Annotated in this window: 21 protein-coding genes; 13 read left to right on the top strand and 8 right to left on the bottom strand. The window is 59.3% G+C overall.

Annotated elements, in window-relative coordinates; translation table 11 throughout:
- Positions 1-247: 247 nt before the first annotated feature.
- Together G454_RS0108015 and G454_RS0108010 are read left to right on the top strand one after the other, a co-directional pair.
- Positions 248-1,879 (top strand): long-chain-fatty-acid--CoA ligase, encoded by a 1,632-nt coding sequence (locus G454_RS0108015; protein WP_027718204.1) that lies wholly within the window; start codon positions 248-250, stop codon positions 1,877-1,879.
- A gap of 96 nt (positions 1,880-1,975) precedes the next feature.
- A complete protein-coding gene (locus G454_RS0108010; protein ID WP_027718203.1) occupies positions 1,976-2,884 on the top strand; it encodes an alpha/beta hydrolase in 909 nt (302 codons plus the stop codon).
- A gap of 148 nt (positions 2,885-3,032) precedes the next feature.
- On the opposite strand, the gene G454_RS18320 is transcribed toward G454_RS0108010, so the two are convergent.
- From G454_RS18320 to G454_RS0107970, 8 genes are all read right to left on the bottom strand, one after another.
- The gene (locus G454_RS18320; protein ID WP_051276089.1) at positions 3,033-4,334 is read right to left on the bottom strand and encodes an ABC transporter substrate-binding protein; all 1,302 of its coding nucleotides are present in this window, start codon (positions 4,332-4,334) and stop codon (positions 3,033-3,035) included.
- Between the two features lie 41 nt (positions 4,335-4,375).
- The gene (locus G454_RS0108000) at positions 4,376-5,086 is read right to left on the bottom strand and encodes an ABC transporter ATP-binding protein (RefSeq protein WP_051276088.1); all 711 of its coding nucleotides are present in this window, start codon (positions 5,084-5,086) and stop codon (positions 4,376-4,378) included.
- Positions 5,076-5,837 carry an ABC transporter ATP-binding protein gene (locus tag G454_RS0107995; RefSeq protein WP_027718201.1) on the bottom strand — a complete coding sequence of 254 codons (762 nt, stop codon included), beginning with the start codon at positions 5,835-5,837 and terminating at the stop codon, positions 5,076-5,078. Before G454_RS0107995 ends, G454_RS0108000 begins: the two co-directional genes overlap by 11 nt.
- Positions 5,824-6,804 carry a branched-chain amino acid ABC transporter permease gene (locus G454_RS18315; RefSeq protein WP_051276087.1) on the bottom strand — a complete coding sequence of 327 codons (981 nt, stop codon included), beginning with the start codon at positions 6,802-6,804 and terminating at the stop codon, positions 5,824-5,826. The genes G454_RS0107995 and G454_RS18315 overlap by 14 nt, the downstream gene beginning before the upstream one ends.
- A 34-nt stretch (positions 6,805-6,838) precedes the next feature.
- Entirely contained in the window at positions 6,839-7,702 is an 864-nt protein-coding gene (locus tag G454_RS0107985; protein WP_027718200.1) for a branched-chain amino acid ABC transporter permease, read from the bottom strand.
- A 243-nt stretch (positions 7,703-7,945) separates the two neighbouring features.
- On the bottom strand, positions 7,946-9,124 hold the full coding sequence (locus tag G454_RS0107980) for a thiolase family protein (RefSeq protein ID WP_027718199.1): 1,179 nt from the start codon (positions 9,122-9,124) through the stop codon (positions 7,946-7,948).
- Positions 9,125-9,144: 20 nt separating this feature from the next.
- Positions 9,145-10,020, bottom strand: coding sequence for a 3-hydroxyacyl-CoA dehydrogenase family protein (locus G454_RS0107975; protein ID WP_027718198.1), 876 nt, complete (start codon positions 10,018-10,020; stop codon positions 9,145-9,147).
- Positions 10,021-10,048: 28 nt separating this feature from the next.
- Positions 10,049-11,476 carry a 4-hydroxyphenylacetate 3-hydroxylase family protein gene (locus G454_RS0107970; protein ID WP_027718197.1) on the bottom strand — a complete coding sequence of 476 codons (1,428 nt, stop codon included), beginning with the start codon at positions 11,474-11,476 and terminating at the stop codon, positions 10,049-10,051.
- Between the two features lie 225 nt (positions 11,477-11,701).
- Here G454_RS0107970 and G454_RS0107965 point away from each other — a divergent pair, with 225 nt between their 5' ends.
- From G454_RS0107965 to G454_RS0107915, 11 genes are all read left to right on the top strand, one after another.
- Positions 11,702-13,003, top strand: a complete 1,302-nt coding sequence (locus G454_RS0107965; RefSeq protein ID WP_169719329.1) for an MFS transporter — start codon at positions 11,702-11,704, stop codon at positions 13,001-13,003.
- 13 nt (positions 13,004-13,016) lie between these two features.
- Positions 13,017-15,176: an acetate--CoA ligase family protein gene (locus G454_RS0107960; protein WP_027718195.1), complete on the top strand. Its 2,160-nt coding sequence runs from the start codon at positions 13,017-13,019 to the stop codon at positions 15,174-15,176.
- Positions 15,167-15,778, top strand: coding sequence for a nitroreductase family protein (locus tag G454_RS0107955; protein WP_027718194.1), 612 nt, complete (start codon positions 15,167-15,169; stop codon positions 15,776-15,778). The genes G454_RS0107960 and G454_RS0107955 overlap by 10 nt, the downstream gene beginning before the upstream one ends.
- 21 nt (positions 15,779-15,799) lie before the next feature.
- Positions 15,800-16,339, top strand: coding sequence for a gamma carbonic anhydrase family protein (locus G454_RS0107950; RefSeq protein WP_027718193.1), 540 nt, complete (start codon positions 15,800-15,802; stop codon positions 16,337-16,339).
- 15 nt (positions 16,340-16,354) lie between these two features.
- A complete protein-coding gene (locus tag G454_RS0107945; protein WP_027718192.1) occupies positions 16,355-17,815 on the top strand; it encodes a 4-hydroxyphenylacetate 3-hydroxylase family protein in 1,461 nt (486 codons plus the stop codon).
- A gap of 12 nt (positions 17,816-17,827) precedes the next feature.
- Positions 17,828-18,802, top strand: coding sequence for an NAD(P)H-dependent flavin oxidoreductase (locus G454_RS0107940; protein ID WP_027718191.1), 975 nt, complete (start codon positions 17,828-17,830; stop codon positions 18,800-18,802).
- 77 nt (positions 18,803-18,879) lie between these two features.
- Positions 18,880-19,704, top strand: coding sequence for an ATP-binding protein (locus G454_RS0107935; RefSeq protein WP_027718190.1), 825 nt, complete (start codon positions 18,880-18,882; stop codon positions 19,702-19,704).
- Between the two features lie 20 nt (positions 19,705-19,724).
- Positions 19,725-20,000 (top strand): ATP-binding protein, encoded by a 276-nt coding sequence (locus G454_RS18310; RefSeq protein WP_051276085.1) that lies wholly within the window; start codon positions 19,725-19,727, stop codon positions 19,998-20,000.
- Positions 19,993-20,553 carry a hypothetical protein gene (locus G454_RS0107925; protein WP_027718189.1) on the top strand — a complete coding sequence of 187 codons (561 nt, stop codon included), beginning with the start codon at positions 19,993-19,995 and terminating at the stop codon, positions 20,551-20,553. The genes G454_RS18310 and G454_RS0107925 overlap by 8 nt, the downstream gene beginning before the upstream one ends.
- Positions 20,554-20,559: 6 nt before the next feature.
- The gene (locus G454_RS0107920; RefSeq protein WP_027718188.1) at positions 20,560-21,762 is read left to right on the top strand and encodes an iron-containing alcohol dehydrogenase; all 1,203 of its coding nucleotides are present in this window, start codon (positions 20,560-20,562) and stop codon (positions 21,760-21,762) included.
- A 27-nt stretch (positions 21,763-21,789) separates the two neighbouring features.
- On the top strand, positions 21,790-23,103 hold the full coding sequence (locus G454_RS0107915) for a DUF362 domain-containing protein (RefSeq protein WP_027718187.1): 1,314 nt from the start codon (positions 21,790-21,792) through the stop codon (positions 23,101-23,103).
- Positions 23,104-23,439: the final 336 nt, after the last annotated feature.

Here is a 23,439-nt window from a genome sequence, read left to right as displayed (position 1 = left end):
CCAGTGAGGCGGGCGATGGAAATGCAGAGCAAGTCTTGCAAGCCGGGTACGGGTATTGCAAGGGAAAGCCCGCAGGAGCTCCAGCACCGTTTTTTTAATGCGGCTCCGGAGGTACGGGGAGGTGCATTGGAGGCGACTAAATTATGTAAAGATTTAGTAAATTCATTTGCAGCCGGCGCCAGCACCCGGGGAAATGCATCCCACGGGGTCAGATTGCTAGGGAGATTTGCGGGAGGTGTTAGAGGGGATGGACTTTCCAAGGCCCTACCTGAAGGTATATGAAAACGGCGGGGTAAAGTGGGACATAAAGATCGAACCGCGGACCCTGCACAGCCTCCTCTTTGATGCGGCTCAGAAGTACCCGGACAAGACGGCCATTGTCTTTTACCAGCACCAGATTTCCTACGCCCAGCTGGCGGCCTGTGTAAGGAGGGCCGCTGCCGCCCTGTACGAGATGGGCCTGCGCAAGGGGGACCGGGTGGCGGTAATGCTGCCCAACTGCCCCGATTTTGTCATCGCCTATTACGCCATCCTGAGCATAGGCGGCATAGTGGTCAACACCAACCCCATGTACGTGGAGAGGGAAATCCAGTTCCAGGTCAACGACTCGGGGTCGAAAATGATGGTCACCCTCCTGGACCTCTATCCCCGGGTCAAAAACGTGCGGGAGAACACACCCCTGGAAAAGGTCTTCCTTACCGGCTTTGCAGGCAAGCCGGAAGCCCTGCCGGATGACACCATCTGGTTCCCCGACCTGTACGCGGTAGACCGTCCCCCGGCGCCTGAGATAGAAATAAACCCGGAAGAAGACCTGGCCGTGCTCCAATACACGGGGGGTACCACCGGCGTGCCCAAGGCCGCCATGCTCACCCACTACAACCTTTACGCCAACACCATGCAGACCAACTACTTCTTCATTGGGGAAGAAAAGAAGCAGCGCATCCTCAGCGTTCTGCCCTTCTTCCACGTTTACGGTATGACCTGCTGTATGAACCTGGCCATTGCGGCGGGCACCACCATGATCCTCCTGCCCAGGTTTGTGCCGGGTGAAGTGGCCAAGGTCATCAGCGAGCTCAAGCCCACCTACTTCCCCGGGGTGCCCACCATGTTTGTGGCCATTCTTAACAGCCCGGAGTTTCAAAACTTCAAGGATTACGCCAACGTGATGGTTTACAACTCCGGCGCGGCACCCCTTCCCCTGGAGGTATTTCACGGGCTCAGCAAGAAGCTGGAAGGAACCGATTCAGTGATGTCTGAAGGTTACGGGTTGTCCGAAGCTTCGCCGGTAACCCACGCCAACCCTATTTTTGGAGGCGTAAAACCCGGCAGCATTGGCATACCCTACCCGGCTACCGACGCGGCAATAGTGGACGCGGAAACCGGGACAAAGTTCCTGCCGCCGGGGGAGGTGGGCGAGCTGGTCATCAGGGGACCCCAGGTCATGAAAGGCTACTGGAACAGGCCCGAGGAGACGGCGCGGGCACTGCGCAACGGGTGGCTTTATACCGGCGACCTGGCCCGGATGGACGAAGACGGGTACTTCTACATTGTGGACCGCAAGAAGGACATGATCATCGCCAGCGGCTACAACATCTACCCGCGCGAAATAGAAGAGGTGCTCTTCGAACACCCGAAAATTAAGGAGGCCGTGGTGGCCGGCATTCCCGACCCCTACCGCGGGGAGACGGTGAAGGCCTACATCGTCCTCAAAGAAGGGGAAAGCGCCACGGAGGAAGAAATAATCGAATACTGCCGCCAAAAGCTGGCGCCGTATAAAGTGCCCAAGATGGTCGAATTCAGGAAGGAACTCCCCAAGTCGGCGGTGGGTAAGCTGCTTAGGCGTGTACTGGTGGAAGAAGAGAAGAAGAAGTGGGAATAAGATCCTTTTAAAGCCCTGGGTCGTTTGCCGCCCAGGGCTTTATTGAAGCCCATATCTAATATCTTCTAAAGCATATGGATAGAAGGGGGTCAAGACGTGGCCAGCCAGGGGAGCAAAGCCGTACGCGAGATCCTCTTAAAGCAAAAGGCAGCCCTCTCCGCACAGAGAAGGGCCTCCATTGCAGAATTGCGGCAGTTGTTTGAAGAAATGTTCGGCAACCGGCCCCTTGAACCGGATGTGCGGGTGGAAAGAGTAACCATCAACGGGATCCCCGGGGAATGGGTAACAGCTCCAAATGCGGCCGGTGATTGCGTCTTCCTCTACCTCCACGGGGGCGGCTACTGCCTGGGAAGCTGCCACACGCACCGCGCCCTGGCGGCCAAACTCTCCCGGGCCACGGCTGCCCGCGCGCTGGTCATCGAGTACCGCCTCGCCCCGGAGCACCCGTTTCCGGCGGCCATCGAGGACGCGGCAACAGCTTACAGGTGGCTAATTTCTGCCGGGATCTCCCCAAAACATATAGTCGTCGGTGGCGATTCGGCAGGCGGGGGCCTCACGGTGGCCACGCTTATCGTCTTGCGCGATGCCGGCGACCCACTGCCCGCCGCCGCCGTGCTGCTGTCCCCGTGGACGGACATGGAATGCAGCGGGGAGTCCATGAAGACGCGCGCCGCCACGGACCCCTTCCTGGACCCGGAAGGAATTAAAGCCATGGCCGCCGTTTATACCCGCAACGTGGACCCGCGCCACCCCCTGGTTTCGCCTATCCATGCGGACTTACGAGGTCTCCCACCCATGCTGGTTCACGTGGGGGAGGACGAGTGCCTGCTGGATGACGCGGTCCGCCTCGTCGCGCGGGCGCGCGCCGCAGGTGTTGAGGTGGCCTTCAAGATCTGGGAGGGCATGTGGCACGTATTCCACGCTTTCGCACCAAATGTGCCGGAGGCAACCCAGGCCGTTGAAGAAGTCGGGGCATACGTAAGGGGTAAGCTGGGGTTACCCTGAAGCCCACACTGTCCTCGTCAAAAAAGACGGTGCAAAGTAAATCCCCCGCAATTGTTTTCCAGGAACGCCCGGCACCCAAAAAAAGGGGCCTCCTCACCTCCGAGGAGGCCTTTTGTAACTCACGGGTGTGGGCGCTAGAAGCATGTAGTTACTCCAGGTATTCTTTGATGGGGAACCACTTGGCCAGGTCAGGGGCGTTCATCATTTCTTTGAATTTCTTGAACTCGTCCTCTGTTTTAGCCCACCAGACCAGAGTTCTGGGAGATGTGTATTGCCCGTTCCTTATTATCCCGACCGTGTTGGGGATAAACATGCGGCCTGCCTTTAGGATGCCCACGCAGTCAGTGGGGTACTTGTTTCTTTCCATGGGCAGAACCTGCTCAAAGGCCGCCCTGATGGCATACACGTCCTCCACCGTGCCCGCCTTGACCATGGCCTTGGCCAGGGCGTGCATGGCCGTGTAGTTCAGGGCTGCTTCCCAGGTGGGGTAGACGTTGTACTTTTCCCGGTACTTCTTCACAAAGGACTGTGCTCCCTCCGAGGGATAGTTGGTAAAAGGACCTACCCCGACGGTGGTGCCCATCAGGTCCATTTTCCCCTTAAGGGAAACGTCAATGATGTAGTCCATTTTCGCCTGGTCCACAAGGATGAAGCCGCCCTTGAAGCCGAGGTTGCGCGCCTGCTCAATGACCAGGGCCGTGGGGCCAGAAGGGCCACCGATAAGGAGGGCGTCCGGCTTGGTGGCCAGCACCGCCGTGAGCTGTGCCGAAAAGTCCGTCTGCGTGTAGTAGTTGGCCGGCTGGTCGGCGGTGATGGTCCCTCCTTTCTTCTCCCACGCCTCCTTGAAGAGCTTGCGCCACTCCTCACCGTAAGCACCGGCGGTCACCACCATGCCGATCTTGCGCCAGCCCTCTTCCCAGGCCGCATCCACAAACCCGTAGAGATAGCCCAGGAAGGGAGGGGTTATGCTGACCATGAGCTTGTTGCCCGTTTTGTCCACCAACGGGGTGGAGGTGTAGGCCATCATCAAAAACTCGTTGCCCTTTTCCTCGTTGATTTTCAGCTGCGGCGCAATGCAGGTGAACACGGGGTCAAAGATGATCCGCGCGTTGAACTGCTCGCGCAGGCGGCGGGCGTTGGCTACGGCCTGGTTGGGATCTGCCCGGTGGTCCAGCTTTTCCAGCCGGAACTTATACTTCTGGTTGCCCACGGTAATGCCGCCCGCTTCGTTGATTTCATTTATGGCCATCTCTACGCCGTTGGTGACGTCCCGACCGTACTCGGCTGCCGGGCCGCTAAGGGGAGCATTGTACCCGATAACAATTTCTTTTACCGCCTGCTGTCCTCCCGGTGCCCCCTCTTTTTTCGCACACCCAACCGCTACGGCGGAAACCAAGAGCCCGCAGATGAGAAGCAGCAACCAGGCCCCCCGTAAAGTTTTTCTCCTCATCCTGAGCGCCTCCTTTCAGGGCTGTTTTCGCAAAATCCGTTTTAAACCCCCAGGTAAGCCCTTTTCACTACGGGGTCTTCAATCAGCCTCGCGCTCGGTCCCTCCAGAACCACCCGCCCGTTCTCCAGCACATACCCCCTCTCCGTTATCTTCAGGGCCATGTGGGCGTTCTGCTCCGATAGGAACACCGTCGTTCCCGCCTTGCTGATCTCCTTGATTACCTCGGCGATCCTGGCCACCACCAGCGGTGCCAGGCCCATGGTCGGCTCGTCCAAAAGAAGCACCTTGGGCCCGGACATTAAGGCACGCCCGATGGCCAGCATCTGCTGCTCCCCGCCGCTCAAAGTCCCTGCCGGTTGCTCCCTCCTTTCCCTCAGGATGGGAAACAGCGCGTACACCCACTCGAGTGTTTGCTCTACCTTTTTCTTCTCCTTTCTCCTTACATAGGCGCCGAGCAGGAGGTTCTTGTAAACGGAGAGTTGGGGGAAAAGCTGGCGCCCTTCCGGGCAGAGGACCAGGCCGCGCTGCACGACCTTATCCGCCGGGAGGTGCTGGATTTCTTCCCCCTCAAACTCAATGGCTCCCCGGCTCGGCTTGATCACCCCCGCGATGGCTTTGAAGAGGGTGGTTTTGCCCGCACCGTTGCTTCCCAAAAGGGCGACAACCTCTCCTTTTCTTACTTCGAGGCTCACGTCGTGGATGATGGTAATCTCGCCTATGGATACGTGCACGCCGCGCAGCCTAAGCAACATGCTCTCCTCCCAGGTAGGCCTGGATGACCAGCTCGTTCCTGCTTACTTCCTCGGGAGTGCCTTCCGCAATCTTGTGGCCGTAGTTTAAAACCACCACCCGGTCGGCCAGGTTCATGACCATGCGCATTTTATGCTCGATAACGCATACCGTCATGCCCCTTTGCTTCAGGCTCTTGATAAGCCCGAAAATACCCTCTGTTTCCTCCTGGAGCAGCCCGGCAGTGGGCTCGTCAAGTAACAGCACCTTGGGCCCGGTGGCCAGGGCTACCCCTATGGCCAGGCGTTTCCTTTCCTCCTGGGTCAGGACCTGCACCGGTGCCAGCGCTTTTTCTTTCAGGCCTATAAAATCCAGCACCTCCATGGCCCGGGCACGGCTCTCCTCCAGTTCTTTCTTCCAGCGCCGCGTACGCAAGATAGTGTCAACCAGACCGCTGGAGGTACGGAGCTTGTGGGCCACCAGGAGGTTGTCAAGCACCTTTAGCTGGTCGAAAACGGTGGTCGTCTGAAATGTGCGCGCTATGCCCATTTTGGCCACCTGATAGGGCTTTTTGCCCCCGATAGGCTTTCCCTCCAGGTAAACCTGCCCCGCGGTCGGCCTGAGAGCCCCGCTGATGAGGTTAAAGACCGTCGTCTTGCCGGCCCCGTTGGGCCCAATAAGGGCCAGCACCTCGCCCTTATGCGCGGTAAAGCTAACCTTGTTTACCGCCAGCAGGCCGCCGAACTTCTTCGTGAGCCCCTCAACCCTTAGCATCTCTCACTCCCACCTGTCTGAACCGTTTTAAAGGTGTACCGAGCCTTCTTTGCATAGCTTCCCAGGCACCCACGAGCCCCCGCGGGCAGTAAATCATGGCCACCACCAGCAGGGCGCCAAAAACCAGCAGGCTGTAGTCCTTAAAGGACTGCGTGACTTCCGTCAGCGCGGTAATGGCCAGCGTACCGACCACCGGTCCCGCAAGGGTTCCGGCTCCACCCAGAAGCAGGTACACCACCCAGTTAAACATGAGGTGAATGGAGGCCACCTCCGGGCTGACGGTCCTCATAAAGCTGGCGTATAGCCCGCCGGCCAGCCCGGCGAAAAAACTGGCCACGGTAAAGGAGAGCAGTTTTACGGCAAAAGTGTTTATGCCCACGGCGCCGGCCAGAAGCTCGTTATTGCGCACGGCCATAAAGCTAAGGCCGAGCGGGGAGTTCACAAGGCGGTGCATGACAAACAGGGTCAAGAGCAGGAGGGCGAGGGCCAGGTAGTACTGCGCTGCCTTCGATTGAAAGCCCAGCGCGCCCATTCCGGGCAGGTTTAGCGGGGGAGGCAGCGGTACCCCCAGGATTCCTAGGTAGCCGCCGGTAAAGCTGCTCCAGCTCCCCGCCACGATGCCCACAATTACGCCAAAGCACAGGCTGGCGATGGCGAAATAGGAGCCGCGCGTGCGGAGCATGGGGATGCCCACCAGGAAGCCCACCAGCGCGCTCACGGCTGCGGCCAGCAAAAGGGCCCACCAGAAATTGAGACCCGACCTGGTGGTCATGATGGCCACGCCGTACGCGCCGATGGCAAAGAACCCCGCGTGGGCCAGCGAAACCTGGCCGGTATAACCCAAGAGGAGGTTAAGGCTCGAGGTGGCCACGGCAAAAATGTAGCAGATAATGAGGATTTGCAGGATGTAGCGGCTGGTGACCACCTGCGGCACAAGCACGGCAATCAGCAGCAAGAACAGATACATACATTTGCGCAATATTAGCCCAGATGCTCCCACACTAGCTGCTCTCCTTTCCAAACAGGCCGGCAGGCCTCAGTGCAAGTACGAGAATGAGAAGCCCGAAAGCAAAGACGTCCTTGTAGTCTGCCGAAATGTAGCCGCCGCCCAGCGCTTCCACGAGCCCCAGGATGTACCCTCCCCAAATGGCGCCGGGTATGTTGCCCAGCCCGCCCAAAATGACGATGATGAAGGCCTTCATGCCCACGAGGGCGCCCATGGTGGGCGTGATGATAAATATAGGGGCCACCACAGAAGCCGCTATGGCCGCCGTGGCGGCAGAGAGGGCAAAGGTAATGGAGGAAACGCGGTCAACGTTAATCCCTACCAGCATGGCTCCCTCACGGTTCTGGGCCACCGCCTCAATGGTCGCTCCCAGGAGGGTCTTCTTGATGAAAAGGTTGAGGAGGAAAATGAGGAGCGCGGCGGTGACAATTACCAACAGCCTCTGCTGGGTGGTCACCAGCCCCCACAGGTTGACCGTGGCGGGGTAAGGATTGGGTATGCGGTGACCTTCCGGGCCCCAAACGAGCGTCACCAAGGCCTCTAAAAACATCAGCACGCCGATGGCGGAAATAAAGGCGTTGACCTGGGGCTGGCCCCGCATGGGCCGGAAAGCCAGCCTCTCCACCACCACCCCCAACAAGGCCAGCACAAGACAGGACAGCAGTACCGCCGGCCAGAAACCGAGCTTCCAAGAGGTAACGAGGAAGAAGGTCACGTACGCCCCGATCATGTAGAAGTGACCGTGGGCAAAATTGGGAACGTGGAGGATGCCAAAAACAAGGGTAAGCCCTGCCGCCACCACCGCGTAGGTGCTCCCCAGCATAATGCCGTTAAAAACCTGCTGCAGGAAGACATCCATGTTTTTCCTCAACACCTCTCGCGGATGACCTGATGAATGTGCAAAAACTGTGCCCCTTGTGGTTTTATTCTATTCAGAGTAAAGCATATTTTCTGTTTATTTGTTTATCGGGCAAGCTTCGGAATTTTCACGCCACGTGTTTCATAATAAAGCCACAGTGTTTCATATTGTAACATAATACCGGCAAAAAGAAATAAAAAGGGGAGAGGAGGGGAGAAACAGCACACATTACAGCATCAATCCTCAGCACCTTTCTATAATTGTGGCCACGCCCTGCCCGCCGCCGCAGCAGGCGGTGATCAGCGCATACCGGCCGCCTCTGCGGTGCAGCTCGTACACCGCCTTGACCACCAGGATGGCCAGGGTGGCCGCTATGGGGTGACCGAGGGCAATGGCCCCGCCGTTGGGGTTGAATTTTTCCTGGTCCCGCCAGTCAATGCCCAGCTCGCGGCAGCAGGCAATGGCCTGGGAGGCAAAGGCTTCGTTTAGCTCGATGACGTCCATTTGCTCGATCGTCAGGCCCGCCCTGGCCAGGGCCTTGCGGGTGGCCGGCACGGGCCCCATGCCCATGATGTTGGGGTCCACGCCTGCCGAGGCAAAGGCCCGGATGGCGGCCAGGGGCCGCAGGCCGAGCTCTTCCGCTTTCTCCCGCGAGGCCACCAAAAGGGCCGCCGCGCCGTCGTTGATCCCCGAAGAGTTTCCGGCGGTCACGGTACCGCCCGGCTTGAAGACAGGGGGAAGCGTGGCCAGGACCTCCACCGTGGTGTTGGGGCGCGGGTGCTCATCTACCTCAAATACCACCGGGTCGCCCTTTTTTTGCGGTATGATTACAGGCACAATCTGCTCTTTAAACCTCCCCTCCCTGATGGCCCTGGCCGCCTTGATTTGGCTCAAGTAGGCAAATTCGTCCTGCTCTTCCCGGGAAACGTGGAAGCGCTCGGCCACATTTTCCGCCGTGATACCCATGGGCGGGTCGCCGATCTCCGGGGGGGAGAGGGGCCGGCGTGGTATCCAGCTGGGTGGAAAGCGCTGGAAGGAGAGGGGTTTTTCCAGCAGGTAAGGCTGGCGGGTCATGCTCTCCACGCCGCCCACCAGGTACAGGTCCCCCACGCCGGCCCAGATGTGCGCGGCAGCCAGGTTTACGGCCGTCGACCCTGAACCGCACTGGCGGTCAATGGTAATGGCGGGTATCTCCATGGGCAGGCCGGCCTTTAACAAGGCCATGCGGCCAATGCACCCGGGAGCGCCCAGGCAGTGTCCAAAGATGACCTCGTCAATCAGCCCGGGATTTTGCAGGCCGCTCCTGGCCACCACCTCCTTCATCACGATGGCGGCCAGGGTCTCCGGCGGCACGTCCCTCAAGGCGCTGTTTTCCCGCGCGATGGGCGTTCTGACCGCCCCCACAATTACCGCTTCCCGCATTCCCAACTTCTCCTTTCCCGCTACTTGGCGTCGCTGTAATCGTAGAAGCCCTTGCCGGTCTTTCGGCCCCACTCCTTCTTCACAAACTTCTCCACGATGACCGGGGAGGGCTTGTGGGCAGGGTCACCGGTCTCCCGGTAGCGCTCCATGGCAATGTAGTAAGAGAGGTCGATTCCCGTCAGGTCCATCAGGCGGAAGGGACCCATGGGGTGGCCGAGGGCCAGCTCCACCGCCCGGTCAATGTCCTCGTGGGAAGCTATGCCCATGTCGTAAAGGTACAGGGCCTCGTGGGTGATGGCCGACAGGATGCGGTTGACGAGAAAGCCGTAAATTTCCTTTTGCAGCAGCACCGGGACCTTACCGATGTCCCTGGCCAGGTCGAGGATTATTTGCGCCGTCTCTTGCGCGGTGTGCGGCCCTTTAACTACCTCCACCAACTTCATGACCAGGGCGGGGTTAAAGAAGTGCATGTTGCAAACCTTCTCCGGCCGCCTGGTAGCCGTGGCGATCTTGGAGCTGACAATGAAAGAGCTGTTGGTGGCCAGGATGGTGTGGGGAGGGCATATTTCGTCCAGCCGGGCAAAAAGCTCCCGCTTGGCATCCAGCTTTTCAATGATGGCCTCCACCACCACGTCGGCGTCCGCGGCAGCTTCCTTTAAATCCAGGGTAAAGCTGAGGTTGGCCCTGGCTTGCCTGGCAACCTCCTCACTCATCTTGCCCTTGGCCACCCGCTCGGGCAGGTACCTGTCGGCAAACTCCTCCGCCTTCTTCAGGACCTCCGGGTTGATGTCGGTGCACTTGACTTGGTATCCGGCAATGGCAAAGCAGAGGGCTATCTGGTGCCCCATGTTGCCGGCACCCACCACGCAAACGTTCTTGATCCCGTGTACTGGCATCCAAATCCTCCTCCTTTGCCGGTATTTTTTAATCCTGGATTCCCGCCAGGCGCTTGGCTATCTTCTTCTTGGCCTCCATGTCGTAGGAGCCCATAATGGAGATTTTCTCCATGATGGGCGAGCCACCCCCGTGCACGCCGGCCACCTGCTTCACGCCGGCGTGGGCCGAGCAAAGCAGGTCGCTGAGCATGCGGAAGCAGCGGTGCTGGTTTTCCGCGCTGATGGCCGGGTTGCGCATGATGTATTTCTCCAGGAACCCCCTGGTGACGGGATTCAGGAAGTCTCCCTCCGGGGGCAGGGTTGCCGGCAAGCCGCCGGCAAGGTCGGCCAGGATCTCATATTCGCGGTAGACGTTCACGCCGGCGTGGTAGCGCGCCACGTTGGTGTAGACGAAGTCGGGTACGTACGTGCCGGAGGCTGCCCGGTACGCCTTCACCGCGGAGGCTATGCCGGTGCCGTAAACCAGCTCGGCAATGGCCACCAGCTCGGCCAGCTTGTCGCGTACATGGGAGGCCTTTTCAATGCCGTTGTACTCGGCAACCAAGGCGGCGGCTCCCATGATGATGTCCGTCATGGCCGGCTTGCACCCGGTGTAACTGTGCCGGTGATAGTTGGCAAACATCAGGGCCAGCCGTCCGGCAAACTTCGTTTCGCCGCAGAGAAAAACGCGCTCCCACGGCACAAAGACGTTGTCAAACACGGTCAGGGAATCGGCGCCGCCGTACTCGGCAATGGGTGCCTTCAGCTCTTTCCTGGGCCTGGGGGCGGTGGCCCGGCAGATCAGGTACACCCCCTCGGCATCCGCGGGCACGGCAAAGGCCACCGCCCAGTCGGCGTCCTTCTCCGTCATGTGGCGGGTGGGCAGCACGATGATTTCCTCGGCATAGGGGGCTATAGTGTTGTGGGCCTTGGCCCCGCGCACCACAATGCCGTCGCTGCGCCTTTCCACCACCCGCACGTACAGGTCTGGGTCCGCCTGCTCGTGGGGGCGCTTCATGCGGTCCCCCTTCACGTCGGTCTGCGCGCAGTTGCCCACCAGGTCGTTCTCCTGGAAATACTCCAGGTACCTTAAGAAGCGCTCGTGGTAGCTGGTGCCCATGGCCAGGTCACATTCCTTTGTGACCACGGAAAGGGCGTTTAAAGCGTCAACACCCATGCAGCGCTGGATGCACCCGCCCACGTGCTGGCACAAAACGCGCGTCATCTCCTGCTTCTTCAGCAGGTCTTCCACGCTCTGGTGGATGTGGGTGAAACGGTTGATGGTCTTGCCGGTGAGGTGGGACCTGGCCGTCATCAACTCCGCGTACGCAGGGTCGTGGGCGAAATTAAACGTCTCGGCAATAACGTTTATGCCCGGGATTAACTGCGGGTCGTCCCTTTCCACCAGCTTGCCGTCAATATAAACATTTTTGCGCATGGAGCGGAGCTTCGCCCTGTACTCCTCTGCCGTCCGCATCCTGCCTCCCCCTCTTAGCGCGCTTTTGGCCCGCCCTCTAACGCAATATGCGTGCCAGAAACATGCCCGTTCACATTCTTAACACCGCGGTTTAAATGCTTAACGCAACCCCCACCCGCCCCGCAAGACCCTCCAGGCCCCTCAAAGAATCCAGGCAACTGGAATAAGGCATAATTTTTGCTCGCGTTATGGAGCAAAAATGCCGCCGGCAGAGAGATAGTGATGATGAGAAGGCACCTGATATTCTCCGTAGCGGGCCTGGCCTTCTTTCTGGCCGTTAGCCACCGCAGCGCCCCTATCATAGCCGCCGACCAGATAATGAGGGAGTTTGCCATCACCAGCACCGTTTTCGGCTACCTGGTGGCCACCTACTTTTTCATCTACGCCGCCATGCAGGTTCCCTCGGGGGTGCTGGCGGACTACCTGGGGCCCAGGGCAACGGTAACCGCCGGGACCGTCCTGGCCGGGTTTGGCTCTGTGTTGCTTGGCCAATCCGGTAACCTCCAGGAGCTCTTTTTAAGCAGGTTCCTCATAGGCCTGGGATGCTCGGTGATTTTCATCAGCACCCTAAGGCTGGTTGCCTGCTGGTACAGCGCGCGCGAGTTTGCCACCCTGTCGGGAGTAATTACTATCATAGGCAGCCTCGGTGCGATGGCTGCCACCTACCCACTTGCCCGCCTGGTAGAAAGATGCGGGTGGCGTGTCTCCTTTGAACTCATCGGGTTGGGCAGCTTTTTTGTGGCCGTGCTCTCCTGGTTGCTGATCAGGAACCGCCCCTTGGAAGCAGACCTCTCTTCGGGGGGGACTTCTTCCGGGGAAGCCGCAACCGCGGGGATGAGGATTTCCAGGGCCCTCAAGCTTACCTTGGCCAACAGGTACACTTGGCCCCCGTTTTTTGCCATGATGCTTACTTTCGGGCCTACTGCCGCGTTCACGGGCGTTATCTCCATGCCTTACCTGATGCAGGTACACGCCCTCCCGCGAGAACAGGCGGCTTCGATTCTCCTGGCCTTAACGGCCGGGAGCACCATCTCCGCACCACTTGTTGGTTACCTCTCGGATAAGGTTCTCAAAAAACGCAAAAGCCCCTATCTTGTTCTGAGCGCCCTTTACTTTTGCACCTGGCTGGTATTCCTGCTCTGGGGCGGGAGCAAGCCACCGCGGGAAGCACTCTACGGCCTTTTATTTGTTCTGGGCTTTTCCTCCAATTCCATAGTGCTCGCCTGGTCGTGCGCAAAGGAAGTGAACCATCCCGCAGTCACCGGGATTGCCACCGGAACGGTAAACGGCGGCGGCATGATGGGGGTGGCCTTTCTGCAGCCGCTGAGCGGCCACCTCCTGGACAGGGGGTGGCAGGGAACTTTACAAAACGGCGTTCCTTTATACCCTTTAAGCGCTTTCAGGACGGTTTTCTCCCTCTTTGCCCTTGCCGCCGCCCTGGGCCTTCTGGCCGCAGCTTTTATTAAAGAAACCTGTGCCAATAACATCTACCACAAGATTACTACGCACCGGCAAGAAATCATTTGAGGAGTGAAGTGACGTGGAGGAAGTAACAACTGCCCTGAAGCCCTTTTTTGCCCCCGGCTCCATAGCCGTTATAGGCGCCTCAAGCGACCCCGAAAAGCCCGGCGGGAGAGCGCTGCGGGCCTTAGTCAACAAAGGTTATGCCGGCCGGGTTTACCCCGTTAATCCCAGGCACGCGACCATCTTTGGTCTTCCTTGCTACCCCTCGGTAACGGACATTCCCGGCGAAGTGGACCTGGCCGTGGTCAGCGTGCCCGCCGCGCAGGTTTACAACACCCTCGAGCGGTGCGCCCAAAAGGGGGTCAGGGCGGCCATAATCTTTAGCTCCGGCTTTGCGGAAACAGGCCCCGAAGGAAAATTGTGGCAAGCACAAATTACCGCACTTGCCAGGAGAACGGGCATGCGCGTATGCGGCCCGAACTGCCTGGGTATTGTCAACACTGAGAGCAATGTTATGGCCTCCTTTGCCTTTATTGTGGACCTCGCCGACCCTCCTGGAGAAGGGCCCAAAACGGTGGGCTTCGTCACGCAGAGCGGGGCCTTTGGCGCGCTGATCTACGCGCAGGCGCTGGCAGGCGGCGTGGGGCTGAAATACTTCGTCAGCGTGGGCAATGAGGCCGACCTGGAATTTGCCGATTTCCTCAGGTACATGGTTCACGACCGGTCCATCAGGGTGATCGGGGGCTACCTCGAAGGTGCCAAGGATGGGTGGAAGTTGAGGCGGGTCGCCGAGGAGGCGGCGGAAGCGAAAAAACCCATCCTGATCATGAAGGCCGGGCGCACTTCTGCCGGGGCCAGGGCTGCCGCCTCCCACACCGGCTCCCTGGCAGGGGAAGACCGCCTGTACAGCGGCTTTTTTAAGCAGACGGGCATCATCCGCATTGAAAGGCCGGAAGAATTGATTGCCTTCGTACCCCTCGTTACCGCCGGCAGGTTGCCAAAGGGAAGGAATATCGCCCTCGTGACCACCTCCGGTGGCGCCGGGGTGGTCCTGGCCGACATGTGCGAAGGGCTCGGCCTAAGCGTGCCCCGGCTGGGCGAAAGCACCATAGCAAAAATGAGGACTATCCTGCCATCTTTTGCCTCTGCGCAGAACCCGGTGGATCTGACCGCCCAGTACATAACCAACCCGGAGATACTCCTTGACTCCCTGAAGGTCCTCGTGGAAGACGAAAAAGTGGACATCGTGCTGGGCAACTTCGACCTTCGGGAACCGTACGGGGTAGAGGTGGCCCGCAGGTGCATGGAAATTTACCGCTCCACGGACAAAACCATAGTGGTATCCCCCTGGATTTTACCGGGAATGGCCGAGGGGGAGGGCGTAAAAATGCTGCGCCAGGCGGGGATCCCCGTGATCCCCGATATCTTCCAGGCCGTGCGGGCCATAGCCCACCTCGCCGACTACGCGGATTTCCTTCGAAAACGCGAAGGAAGAAAAGAAAAAAGCCCGGCCCCCGTACCTGACGGAAAATGCCGGATAGCAGAGCTAGGCCACCTCGCGGGCCCCCTGGGTGAAGCCCGCTCCAAAGCCCTCCTGGCCGGCTTCGGCATCCCCGTCACCAGGGAGGCCCTGGCCACCGGAAAAGAGGAGGCCGTAAGCCTGGCCGCGCGGATAGGGTACCCGGTGGCCCTCAAGGTGGACTCGCCGGACATCCCCCATAAAACGGAAGCCGGAGCCCTGCGCTTGAACCTGCGCTCGGAGGGGGAAGTGGCGGAAGCATACGAAGAGATCCTGCGCAATGCCAGGAATTATAAGCCCGGTGCCCGCATTAACGGGGTGCTGGTGCAGGAGATGCTGCCCCCGGGCATAGAAGTTATTGTCGGCGTGACCAGGGATCCGGCCTTTGGCCCGGCAGTCATGTTTGGCCTGGGCGGGATCTTCGTGGAGGTGTTTAAAGACGTCTCTTTCCGGGTGGCCCCCCTCAGCCGCGAAGACGCCCTGGAGATGATCGGGGAAACAAAAGGATTCCAGTTACTGAAAGGTGCGAGGGGTGCCCCGCCGGCCGATATGGAAGCCCTTGCAGAAACAATTGTGAGGGTATCTCACCTGGCCTTGGAGCTTGGAGATTGCCTGGAAGAGCTGGACATTAACCCCCTGATGGTCTACCCGCAGGGCAGGGGTGTCAAGGCGGCAGATGCCATGGTAGTGTTGAGGAGGGAAAGTAAATGGAGCTAAAAGAGGTCCTCTTGCGGCGCCGGAGCATCCGCAGGTTCAGGCCGGATCCCGTTCCTGAAGAATACATTATGGAACTGCTGGAAGCCGCCCGGCTGGCCCCTTCGGGAACCAACCTCCAGCCCTGGCGCTTTGTTATTGTGGAAAGCCGGGAGATGCGCCAGCGCCTTAGCGAGTGCACGTACGGCATGACCTTTATTGCCCAGGCGCCGGTGACCATCGTGTGCTGCGCCGACCTTAAGTCCATAGAAAAGAGGCCGCAGCGCATAGCCGAGCTGAGGCAGGCGGGCGCCTTTGCCGGCACGCCCCTTGAAAGCATAAACCTGGAGGATTACCTGAAGCAGCGATCTATGGACATAAACGCCGCCAGGGCCTACCTGAGCCTTAACGTGGCCATAGCCATCGAGCACATCGTCTTGCGGGCAACCGACCTGGGCCTGGGCAGCTGCTGGGTGATGATGTTCAACCAGAAAGAGGTTAAAAAGTTGCTCGGGCTGGGCGAAGAGTTGATCGTGGTGGCGCTGGTACCCGTTGGCTTCCCGGATCAGGACCCGCCCCCGCGCCCCCGGCTAAAAGTGGAGGACATACTACTTAAACGCGTTTAAGAAACCGCGGAGGTGCTTTACATGCTCTTCGAGTACAACGGCAAAAAACCCCGGGTTTCTGCCAAAGCTTTTGTTGCCCCGAATGCCGCCCTCATCGGCGACGTCACGGTGGAGGAGGGGGCCAGTATCTGGTTTGGTGCTCAGCTGCGCGCCGATTTCGGGGCCATCACGGTGGGGGCGCGCAGCAGCGTCCAGGACAACGTGGTCGTGCACGTACTGCCGGGCGGCCGGACCGTAATTGAGGAGGACGTGACCGTAGGGCACGGTGCCGTGCTCCATAACTGCACGTTGAGGAAAGGCTGCATTATCGGTATGAACGCCGTAATCCTGGACAACGCGGTGGTAGGGGAACAGGCTATCGTCGCTGCGGGAAGTGTGGTTACCGGCGGCACGGAAATCCCGGCCAGGCACCTGGCAGCGGGAGCGCCTGCCAAGCCCGTAAAGGAGCTTTCGGAAGCGCAGCTTCTGCTGGCCGAGCAAAGCGCCCGGGCCTACACCGCGCTTGCGGAAAGCTATTTGAAAGGAAGTTTAAAGAAAATAGCCGGCACGGACGACGATTAAAGGGGGAAAGGGCAGGTGGCCCTAAAAACGCCCCAGGAATACATTGACAGCCTGCGCAACTTGAAGCTAAAGGTATACATGTTCGGGGAGTTAATTGAGAACTACGTCGATCACCCCATTATCCGCCCCTCAATTAATGCTGTAGCCAAGAGCTACCGGCTGGCCCTTGACGAGAGGTACAGGGACCTGCTGACGGCAACTTCCAGCCTGACCGGTGAAACCATCAGCCGCTTTACGCACCTCCACCAGAGTACGGACGATCTCGTGCGCAAAGTGCAGATGCTGCGACTTATGGGGCAAAAAACCGCTTCCTGTTTTCAGCGCTGCGTGGGTATGGACGCCTTAAACGCCCTGGACAGCGTAACCTTTGAAATGGACCGGAAGCTGGGAACCGAATACCACCGGCGGTTCCGCCGCTTCGTCAAGCACGTGCAGGAAAACGACCTGGTGGTGGACGGGGCCATGACCGACCCCAAGGGAGACCGCTCCCTACGCCCCAGCCAGCAGGCCGACCCGGACCTTTACTTGCGCGTCGTGAGGGTATCTTCTGACGGTATCGTGGTGCGGGGGGCAAAGGTCCACCAAACCGGGGCCGTAAACTCCCACGAGATTTGCGTGATGCCCACCACGGCCATGGCAGAAGAAGACAGGGACTACGCCGTAGCCTTTGCCATCCCCAGCAACGCGCCGGGCATCTTTTACGTTTACGGCCGGCAGTCCTGCGACACCAGAAAGCTGGAAGGTGCGGAAATGGACACCGGCAACGCCATGTACGGCGGCCAGGAAGCGCTGGTCATCTTTGATGACGTCTTCGTGCCCTGGGAAAGGGTCTTCATGTGCCGCGAGTACCAGTTCACCGGCATGCTGGTGGAGCGCTTTGCCGCGTACCACCGCCAGAGCTACGGCGGCTGCAAGGTAGGGGTGGGGGATGTACTCATTGGTGCCGCAGCAGCAATAGCCGAATACAACGGTGTGGCCAGGGCGGCACACATCAGGGATAAGCTCGTGGAGATGGTGCACTTAAATGAAACCCTTTACGCCTGCGGCATTGCCTGTTCTTCCCAGGGCTACCCCACGGCTTCGGGCACCTACCTGGTTGACCTGTTGCTGGCCAACGTTTGCAAGTTGAACGTAACCCGTTTCCCGTACGAAATTGCCCGTCTGGCAGAGGACATTGCCGGGGGGCTGATGGTAACCATGCCTTCGGAAAAAGACTTCCGCCACCCCCAAATCGGCCCGTATCTCGAGAAATACTTAAAGGGCGTGGCCACGGTACCCACAGAGCACCGCCTGCGGATGCTGCGCCTAATAGAAAACCTCACCCTGGGCTGCGGTGCCGTGGGGTACCGGACGGAATCCCTGCACGGCGCCGGCTCGCCCCAGGCCCAGCGGATCATGATTGCCCGCCTGGCCGATTTGGAGCACAAGAAGAAGCTGGCCAGGATAATTGCCGGCATCGAGCGTGAAGAAGAGTAAGGAGGAGAGACCTTGAAAACCAGGGTTACCGAGCTTTTGGGGATCAAGTACCCCATCATTCAAGGGGGGATGCAGTGGCTGTCCCGGGCGGAATTCGCCGCCGCCGTTTCCAACGCCGGCGGGCTGGGGATCATCACCGCCGCCACCCACCCCGGCAAGAAGGAACTGGTAGAGGAAATCCGCAAAACCCGCGCGCTTACCGACAAGCCTTTTGGGGTCAACATTTCCATGCTGCCGGAGGTAGGGCCCGGGGACAAAACCATGGAGTACGTGGAGGCGGTAATTGAAGAGCGGGTGCCGGTGGTGGAAACCTCGGGCCGCAGTCCGGAGGAATTTGTCCCCCTTCTCAAGAAAGCCGGCATCAAGCTGCTGCACAAGGTACCTGCCGTCCGCTACGCCAAAAAGGCCGAGCGCATAGGGGCGGATGCGGTCATCATCGTGGGGTTTGAATGCGGCGGCCACCCGGGCATGGACGACGTGACCACCATGATCCTTACCCCCAAAACCGTGGACAGCGTGTCCATACCGGTCATTGCCGGTGGGGGCATTGCCGACGCCCGTGGGTTTGTGGCTGCCCTGGCCATGGGGGCGGAAGGGGTGGTGATGGGCACGAGGTTTGTGGCCACCACGGAGTCCCTGGCGCATCCGAAGTTCAAGGAATGGATCGTCAAGGCCCAGGAAACGGACACGGTAATTATCCAGCGGTCCATCCGCAACGCCGCGCGGGTGATGAAAAATGCCGCCGCCGCGAAGGTGCTGGAAATGGAGGCCCGCGGGGCCAGCCTGGAGGAACTGCTCACCGTAATCAGCGGCAGGGTGGGGCGGCGCGCGCTTTTCGAAGGGGATCTTGAAGGGGGCACCTTTGCTATCGGGCAGTGTGTTGGCTTAATCAACGAGATCAAGCCGGTGAGAGAGGTGATCGAGGAAATAGTTCACGGGGCGCAGGAAATTCTCTCCCGTCTGCAAAAGATCCTCGCCCAGAGTTAAGGGGTTCCATAAACCCGCTGGCAAAAATTTTGCACGCGCAACGGTTAAGGATTTTCTTTTACGGAGGTGGGCTCCCCATGTGCCAGTCCTGCATGCAGCACGGCGACGGCGGCAAGTGGTATCTCAACACCAGCAACTACGCCCTCAAGATGTACAAGCTGCGCCAGAAAGAAGTACAGCGGAAAGGCGCCGAAGCAAACCCCCAGACCATGGCCGAAGACCTCATTAGGGAAGCCATTGAGGCCAGGGTTCTGGACCCGGCAAACTTTCCGGTGATTAAAAAGAGGGCCGAACAGCTGAGCCTGGCCGTGCACTTCGGGCAGGTGGTAACGCTGCAAGAGGTGCAGGCCATTATGGACATCGCCTGGCCCATTGCCAGGATGACCTGCGCCTGCCGGCGCCAGGTGCGGGGCTTAAAGGACAGCGAGAACTTTTACTGCCTGGGCCTCGGCGTGGGCATGTACAAGTGGGAGCGCTGGCCGGAGACGTACCGCGGCGGTGTGGACTTCCTGACTCCCCAGGAGGCCAAAGAGTGGCTGGCCGAAATGAATAAGAAAGGTCTGGTGCACACCTTCTGGACCTTTGGTACGCCCTACATAGGCGGTATCTGCAACTGTGAATACCCGGTCTGCCTGGGCATACGCAACCGCCTCGACTACAACATCAACATCCTGCGCAAAGGGGAGTATTACGCGGTGGTAAATACCGCGCTGTGTTCCGGCTGCGGCCGCTGCCTGGAGCGCTGCCAGTTCGGGGCCGTAAAGATGGAGGTTTCCCAGTCTAAAGCCAATATTGACGCCATGAAGTGCTTCGGCTGCGGGCTCTGCCAGACCACGTGCAAAAACGGCGCTATAACCCTGGTCGACCGCAACACTTCTCCCGCCATGGCAGGAGTCTGGTAGGCGAGGGGTGGTGAGGAGCAGTGATTGTCCCCGTTATCAACATCGACAGGGAAAAGTGTACCGCCCCCCTCAATTGCGCCATATGCCTGAAGGCCTGCCCGCAGGCGGTCTTTAAAGCCAAGCCTGCCAGGGTTTACAAATTTCGCGAGACGCCGGAAGAAGAATACATCCTCACTGCGCCATACTGGCCTTCCTGCACCGGCTGCCAGGAATGCGTAAAGCGGTGCCCCACCGGCGCAATCACCATTAGCTACCGGGAGGTACCAACAAGCGGGGGTGAAAACGGCAATGGCTAGGGCATACCCCGAGTACGAGTATGACCTGGATGAGAGGCTCCTCACGGCCCTGCAGGAAGAGTTTGCTCCCCACGCCTTTATAGCAAACCTGGCCGGCAAGCTAACCGCCGCATCAGCACAAGAGCGCAACACCTTCCTCAGGCAGGCACTCGAGTGCTACGGCGGCGACCTGGCCAGGAAAGCCATTGAACTGGGAAACAAGTACAAGGACAGGACAGCTGAAGTCATAGAAGAAGTGGCCGCCAAAACGGGGATTTCTTTTCCTTCCCTTCCCCAGCGTTACCTGGAAATAGCCATGCTGGCCACCCGCCCGGAGGACAAGTGGAAGATCAACGAGGCCAGCACCAGGAGGTTCACCTTCACGGTGAGCGGCTGCACGTTCCGGCAGGCACTGGTGGAAAAGCTCGGCCCGGAGGTACCCTGCCAGGAAGCCTGTCTCGCGCTTCTTAACACCATTTACCGCGAGCTGCACATGGAAGTGACGGTTGGCTTTGAGGAACTCGCTGGAACGGGGTGCCGCTTCACGTGCACTTTTGTGAGGATGGGGGCCTGAGAAAGGATGTTCCCCTTAACGCAGGTTGTACGCTACTACAAGCCTCCCCGCATTGTTTTCGGGGTTAACGCCGTGGACAACCTGGGCAAGTATGCCCGGGAAATGGGCCTAGCGGGAAGGACGGCCATCATCACCGATGCGGGCGTGGCAAAGGCGGGGATTCCCGCACGCGTGGTGCAGGCCCTGCAAAAGAGCGGCATCGAAGCAGCGATATTTGACCAGGGCAGGCCCGAACCCGATGACGCTGCCTGCGACCAGGCAGCGGAATTCGTGCGCAGGGAAGGGGCGGATTTTGTCATCGGCCTGGGCGGGGGCAGCGCTATTGACATAGCCAAAGTGGCCGCCCAGCTCGCCGTGGTTGGCGGGAGAACGGAAGATCACCTGCGCAAAACAAGCTTTCCCCGAAAAGGCATCCCCCTCATTGCCGTGCCCACCACAGCCGGCACGGGCGCAGAGTGCACCATGTTTGCCATTATCACCCTGCCCCGGGAAGGCATAAAAGGGTTTTTCTTTACCCCCTTCATCATTCCAGACCTAGCCGTGGTAGACCCCACCCTTACCCTGACCATGCCCCCAGGAGTCACTGCCTCCTCGGGCGCCGATGCCCTCGCCCATGCCATTGAAACCATGATGGCCAGGAAAGAAAACCCTCTCACCGATGCCCTGGCCTTTAAAGCAGTAGAGCTGATCGCCGAGGCGCTGCTGGTTGCCGTCTACGATGGCTCCAACCTGGAAGCTCGTGTAAAAATGTCTTATGCTTCCATGATGGCCGGCCTGGCCTTTAACGATACGGGCATCATTGAGGGCCATGCTCTGGCACACGCCCTGGGCTCCTTTTACCATATCCCCCACGGCGTGGCGTGTGCCATTGCCCTCCCCTTTGCTATGGAGTACAACATGGGGCACTGCCTGGAAAAGCTGGCCCGCATGGCCGCGGTACTGGGCCAGCACACATCTGGCATGAGCACCCGCCAGGCTGCCCTGGCGGCCATACACGCCGTCAGGCAACTGCTGGCGGATGCCGGACTCCCCACCGACTGGTCGCGCTGGGGCCGGAAAGAAGACATCCCGGCGCTGGCGGAAATGATGGTCAAAAGCCCTTGGATCACGGCCTTCTACGGGTATGCCAAGCGGCCCATGAGCGAGGAAGCAGCCGCCGAGCTGCTGAGGAGAAGCTACGAAGGCCGGATCGGGGAGGGGCCGTATTAAGACAAGGCCGCGAGGAGGGTATGTAATATGGAAAAGCCTGTCGTGTCCGTCGTGAAGCATACCGAGACGTACCGGTCACTGCGCAGGGCTTTAGAATTATGCGACGGGCTCCGGGACTTCCGGCGGGACGACCGGATTCTCATCAAGCCAAACCTGGTCGCCTGGGACTTCGACCTTCCTTTTCCCCCTTATGGAGTGGTGACCACTACAGCGGTGGTCTTTGCCCTGGTGCGCATCCTCTGCGAAGAGGGCTACTCCCGCATCACCATCGGGGAAGCCTCTCTGGGAATTGAAGGGTCCATCACCAAGGATATCTACCGGACTCTTGGATATGAAAAGCTCCGTGCAAAATACGGGGTGGAGATAGTAGACTTTAACGAGGATGAGTTCGTAAGGCTGGACTTTGAAGGCCTTGAGCTGTCCGTGGCCAAAAAAGCCCTGGAAGCAGACAAGGTCATCAGCGTACCCGTGCTGAAAACCCACAACCAGTGCAAGGTATCCCTGGGCATCAAAAACCTCAAGGGCTGCCTTAACCGGCAGTCAAAAATGCGCTGCCACGGCAAAACGGCGGAACTGGATCACACGTTCCCCCTTCTGGCCGAAAAACTGCCCCTGGCCCTAACCGTCATCGACGGCATTTACGCTCTGGCCAAGGGGCCCGGCCCTACAGGCAAGGCCGTCCGGAAGGACATCCTGGTGGCCTCGCGGGACGCCCTAGCCTGCGACATAGTGGGCGCAGCGTTAATCGGCTACAGTGCAGACGAAGTCGAGCACCTTAAGTTCTTTGCCCGGCGCAGGCAGCGCAGCACCGCCCTTTCGGAAATAGAGCTGAGAGGCGAGCCCCTGGAAAACAACATAACCCCTCTGGAGTACGACTGGGAGTGGACCGAGGACAACACCGGACCCGAAGGCTTCCGCAAGCGCGGCATTACGGGCATTGCCGTGAGAAAGTACGACAGCACCCTCTGCACCTCATGCTCTAAGCTCTTCAACCCCATGCTGATCCTGCTTATGTCCGCCTTTAAAGGAGAACCCTTCCCCGGCATCGAGGTCGTAACCGGTAAAAAGCAGCTGGCCTCGCCCGGCTTTGAAAAGACCGTATTGTTCGGGCGTTGTGCCTACCAACAAAACAAAGACAACCCCCACATTAAAAAAGCCATAGCCATTAAAGGCTGCCCCCCTGACCTGCGGGAGTTTGAGGAGCTGCTGAGAAAAGAAGGCATAAACTGCGACTACAACGCCTATGTGGCCTACCGCCAGTACCTCTACAACCGCTACCTGGAGAAAGATGGTTTCTCCATGGACCTTTTCGACGGGGAAAGGCTGCTGGCAGGGGCATAGGCCAATTACAACATGAAACATTATGTTCCATATTGCAACACATTTTTCCGCACCAAAGGGGACCGGTACGGAGGGCAACAGGTCTGTCCTTACGCATGTTTGGCACCTTACTTGCTTACCAACCCCTGTGTTATCCGGAGCTTTCACCGGATGCCATCTAGGCCCGGTCCCGCAGAGGCAAAAGCACAGGCTGGCTACCAAACACAGGGAGGGAGAGGAGCATTGCGCGTCGTCGTTCTTGCCAAGCAGACCTTTGACACGGAGGCCAAGATCACGCTGGACGCCGCGGGCAAGATCAACCGCGAGGGCGTAAACCTCATCATGAACCCCTACGAC

The sequence above is a fragment of the Desulfovirgula thermocuniculi DSM 16036 genome, from assembly GCF_000429345.1.
Lineage (GTDB): Bacteria > Bacillota > Desulfotomaculia > Desulfotomaculales > Desulfovirgulaceae > Desulfovirgula > Desulfovirgula thermocuniculi.
This window is presented reverse-complemented; position numbering and strand designations above follow the sequence as displayed.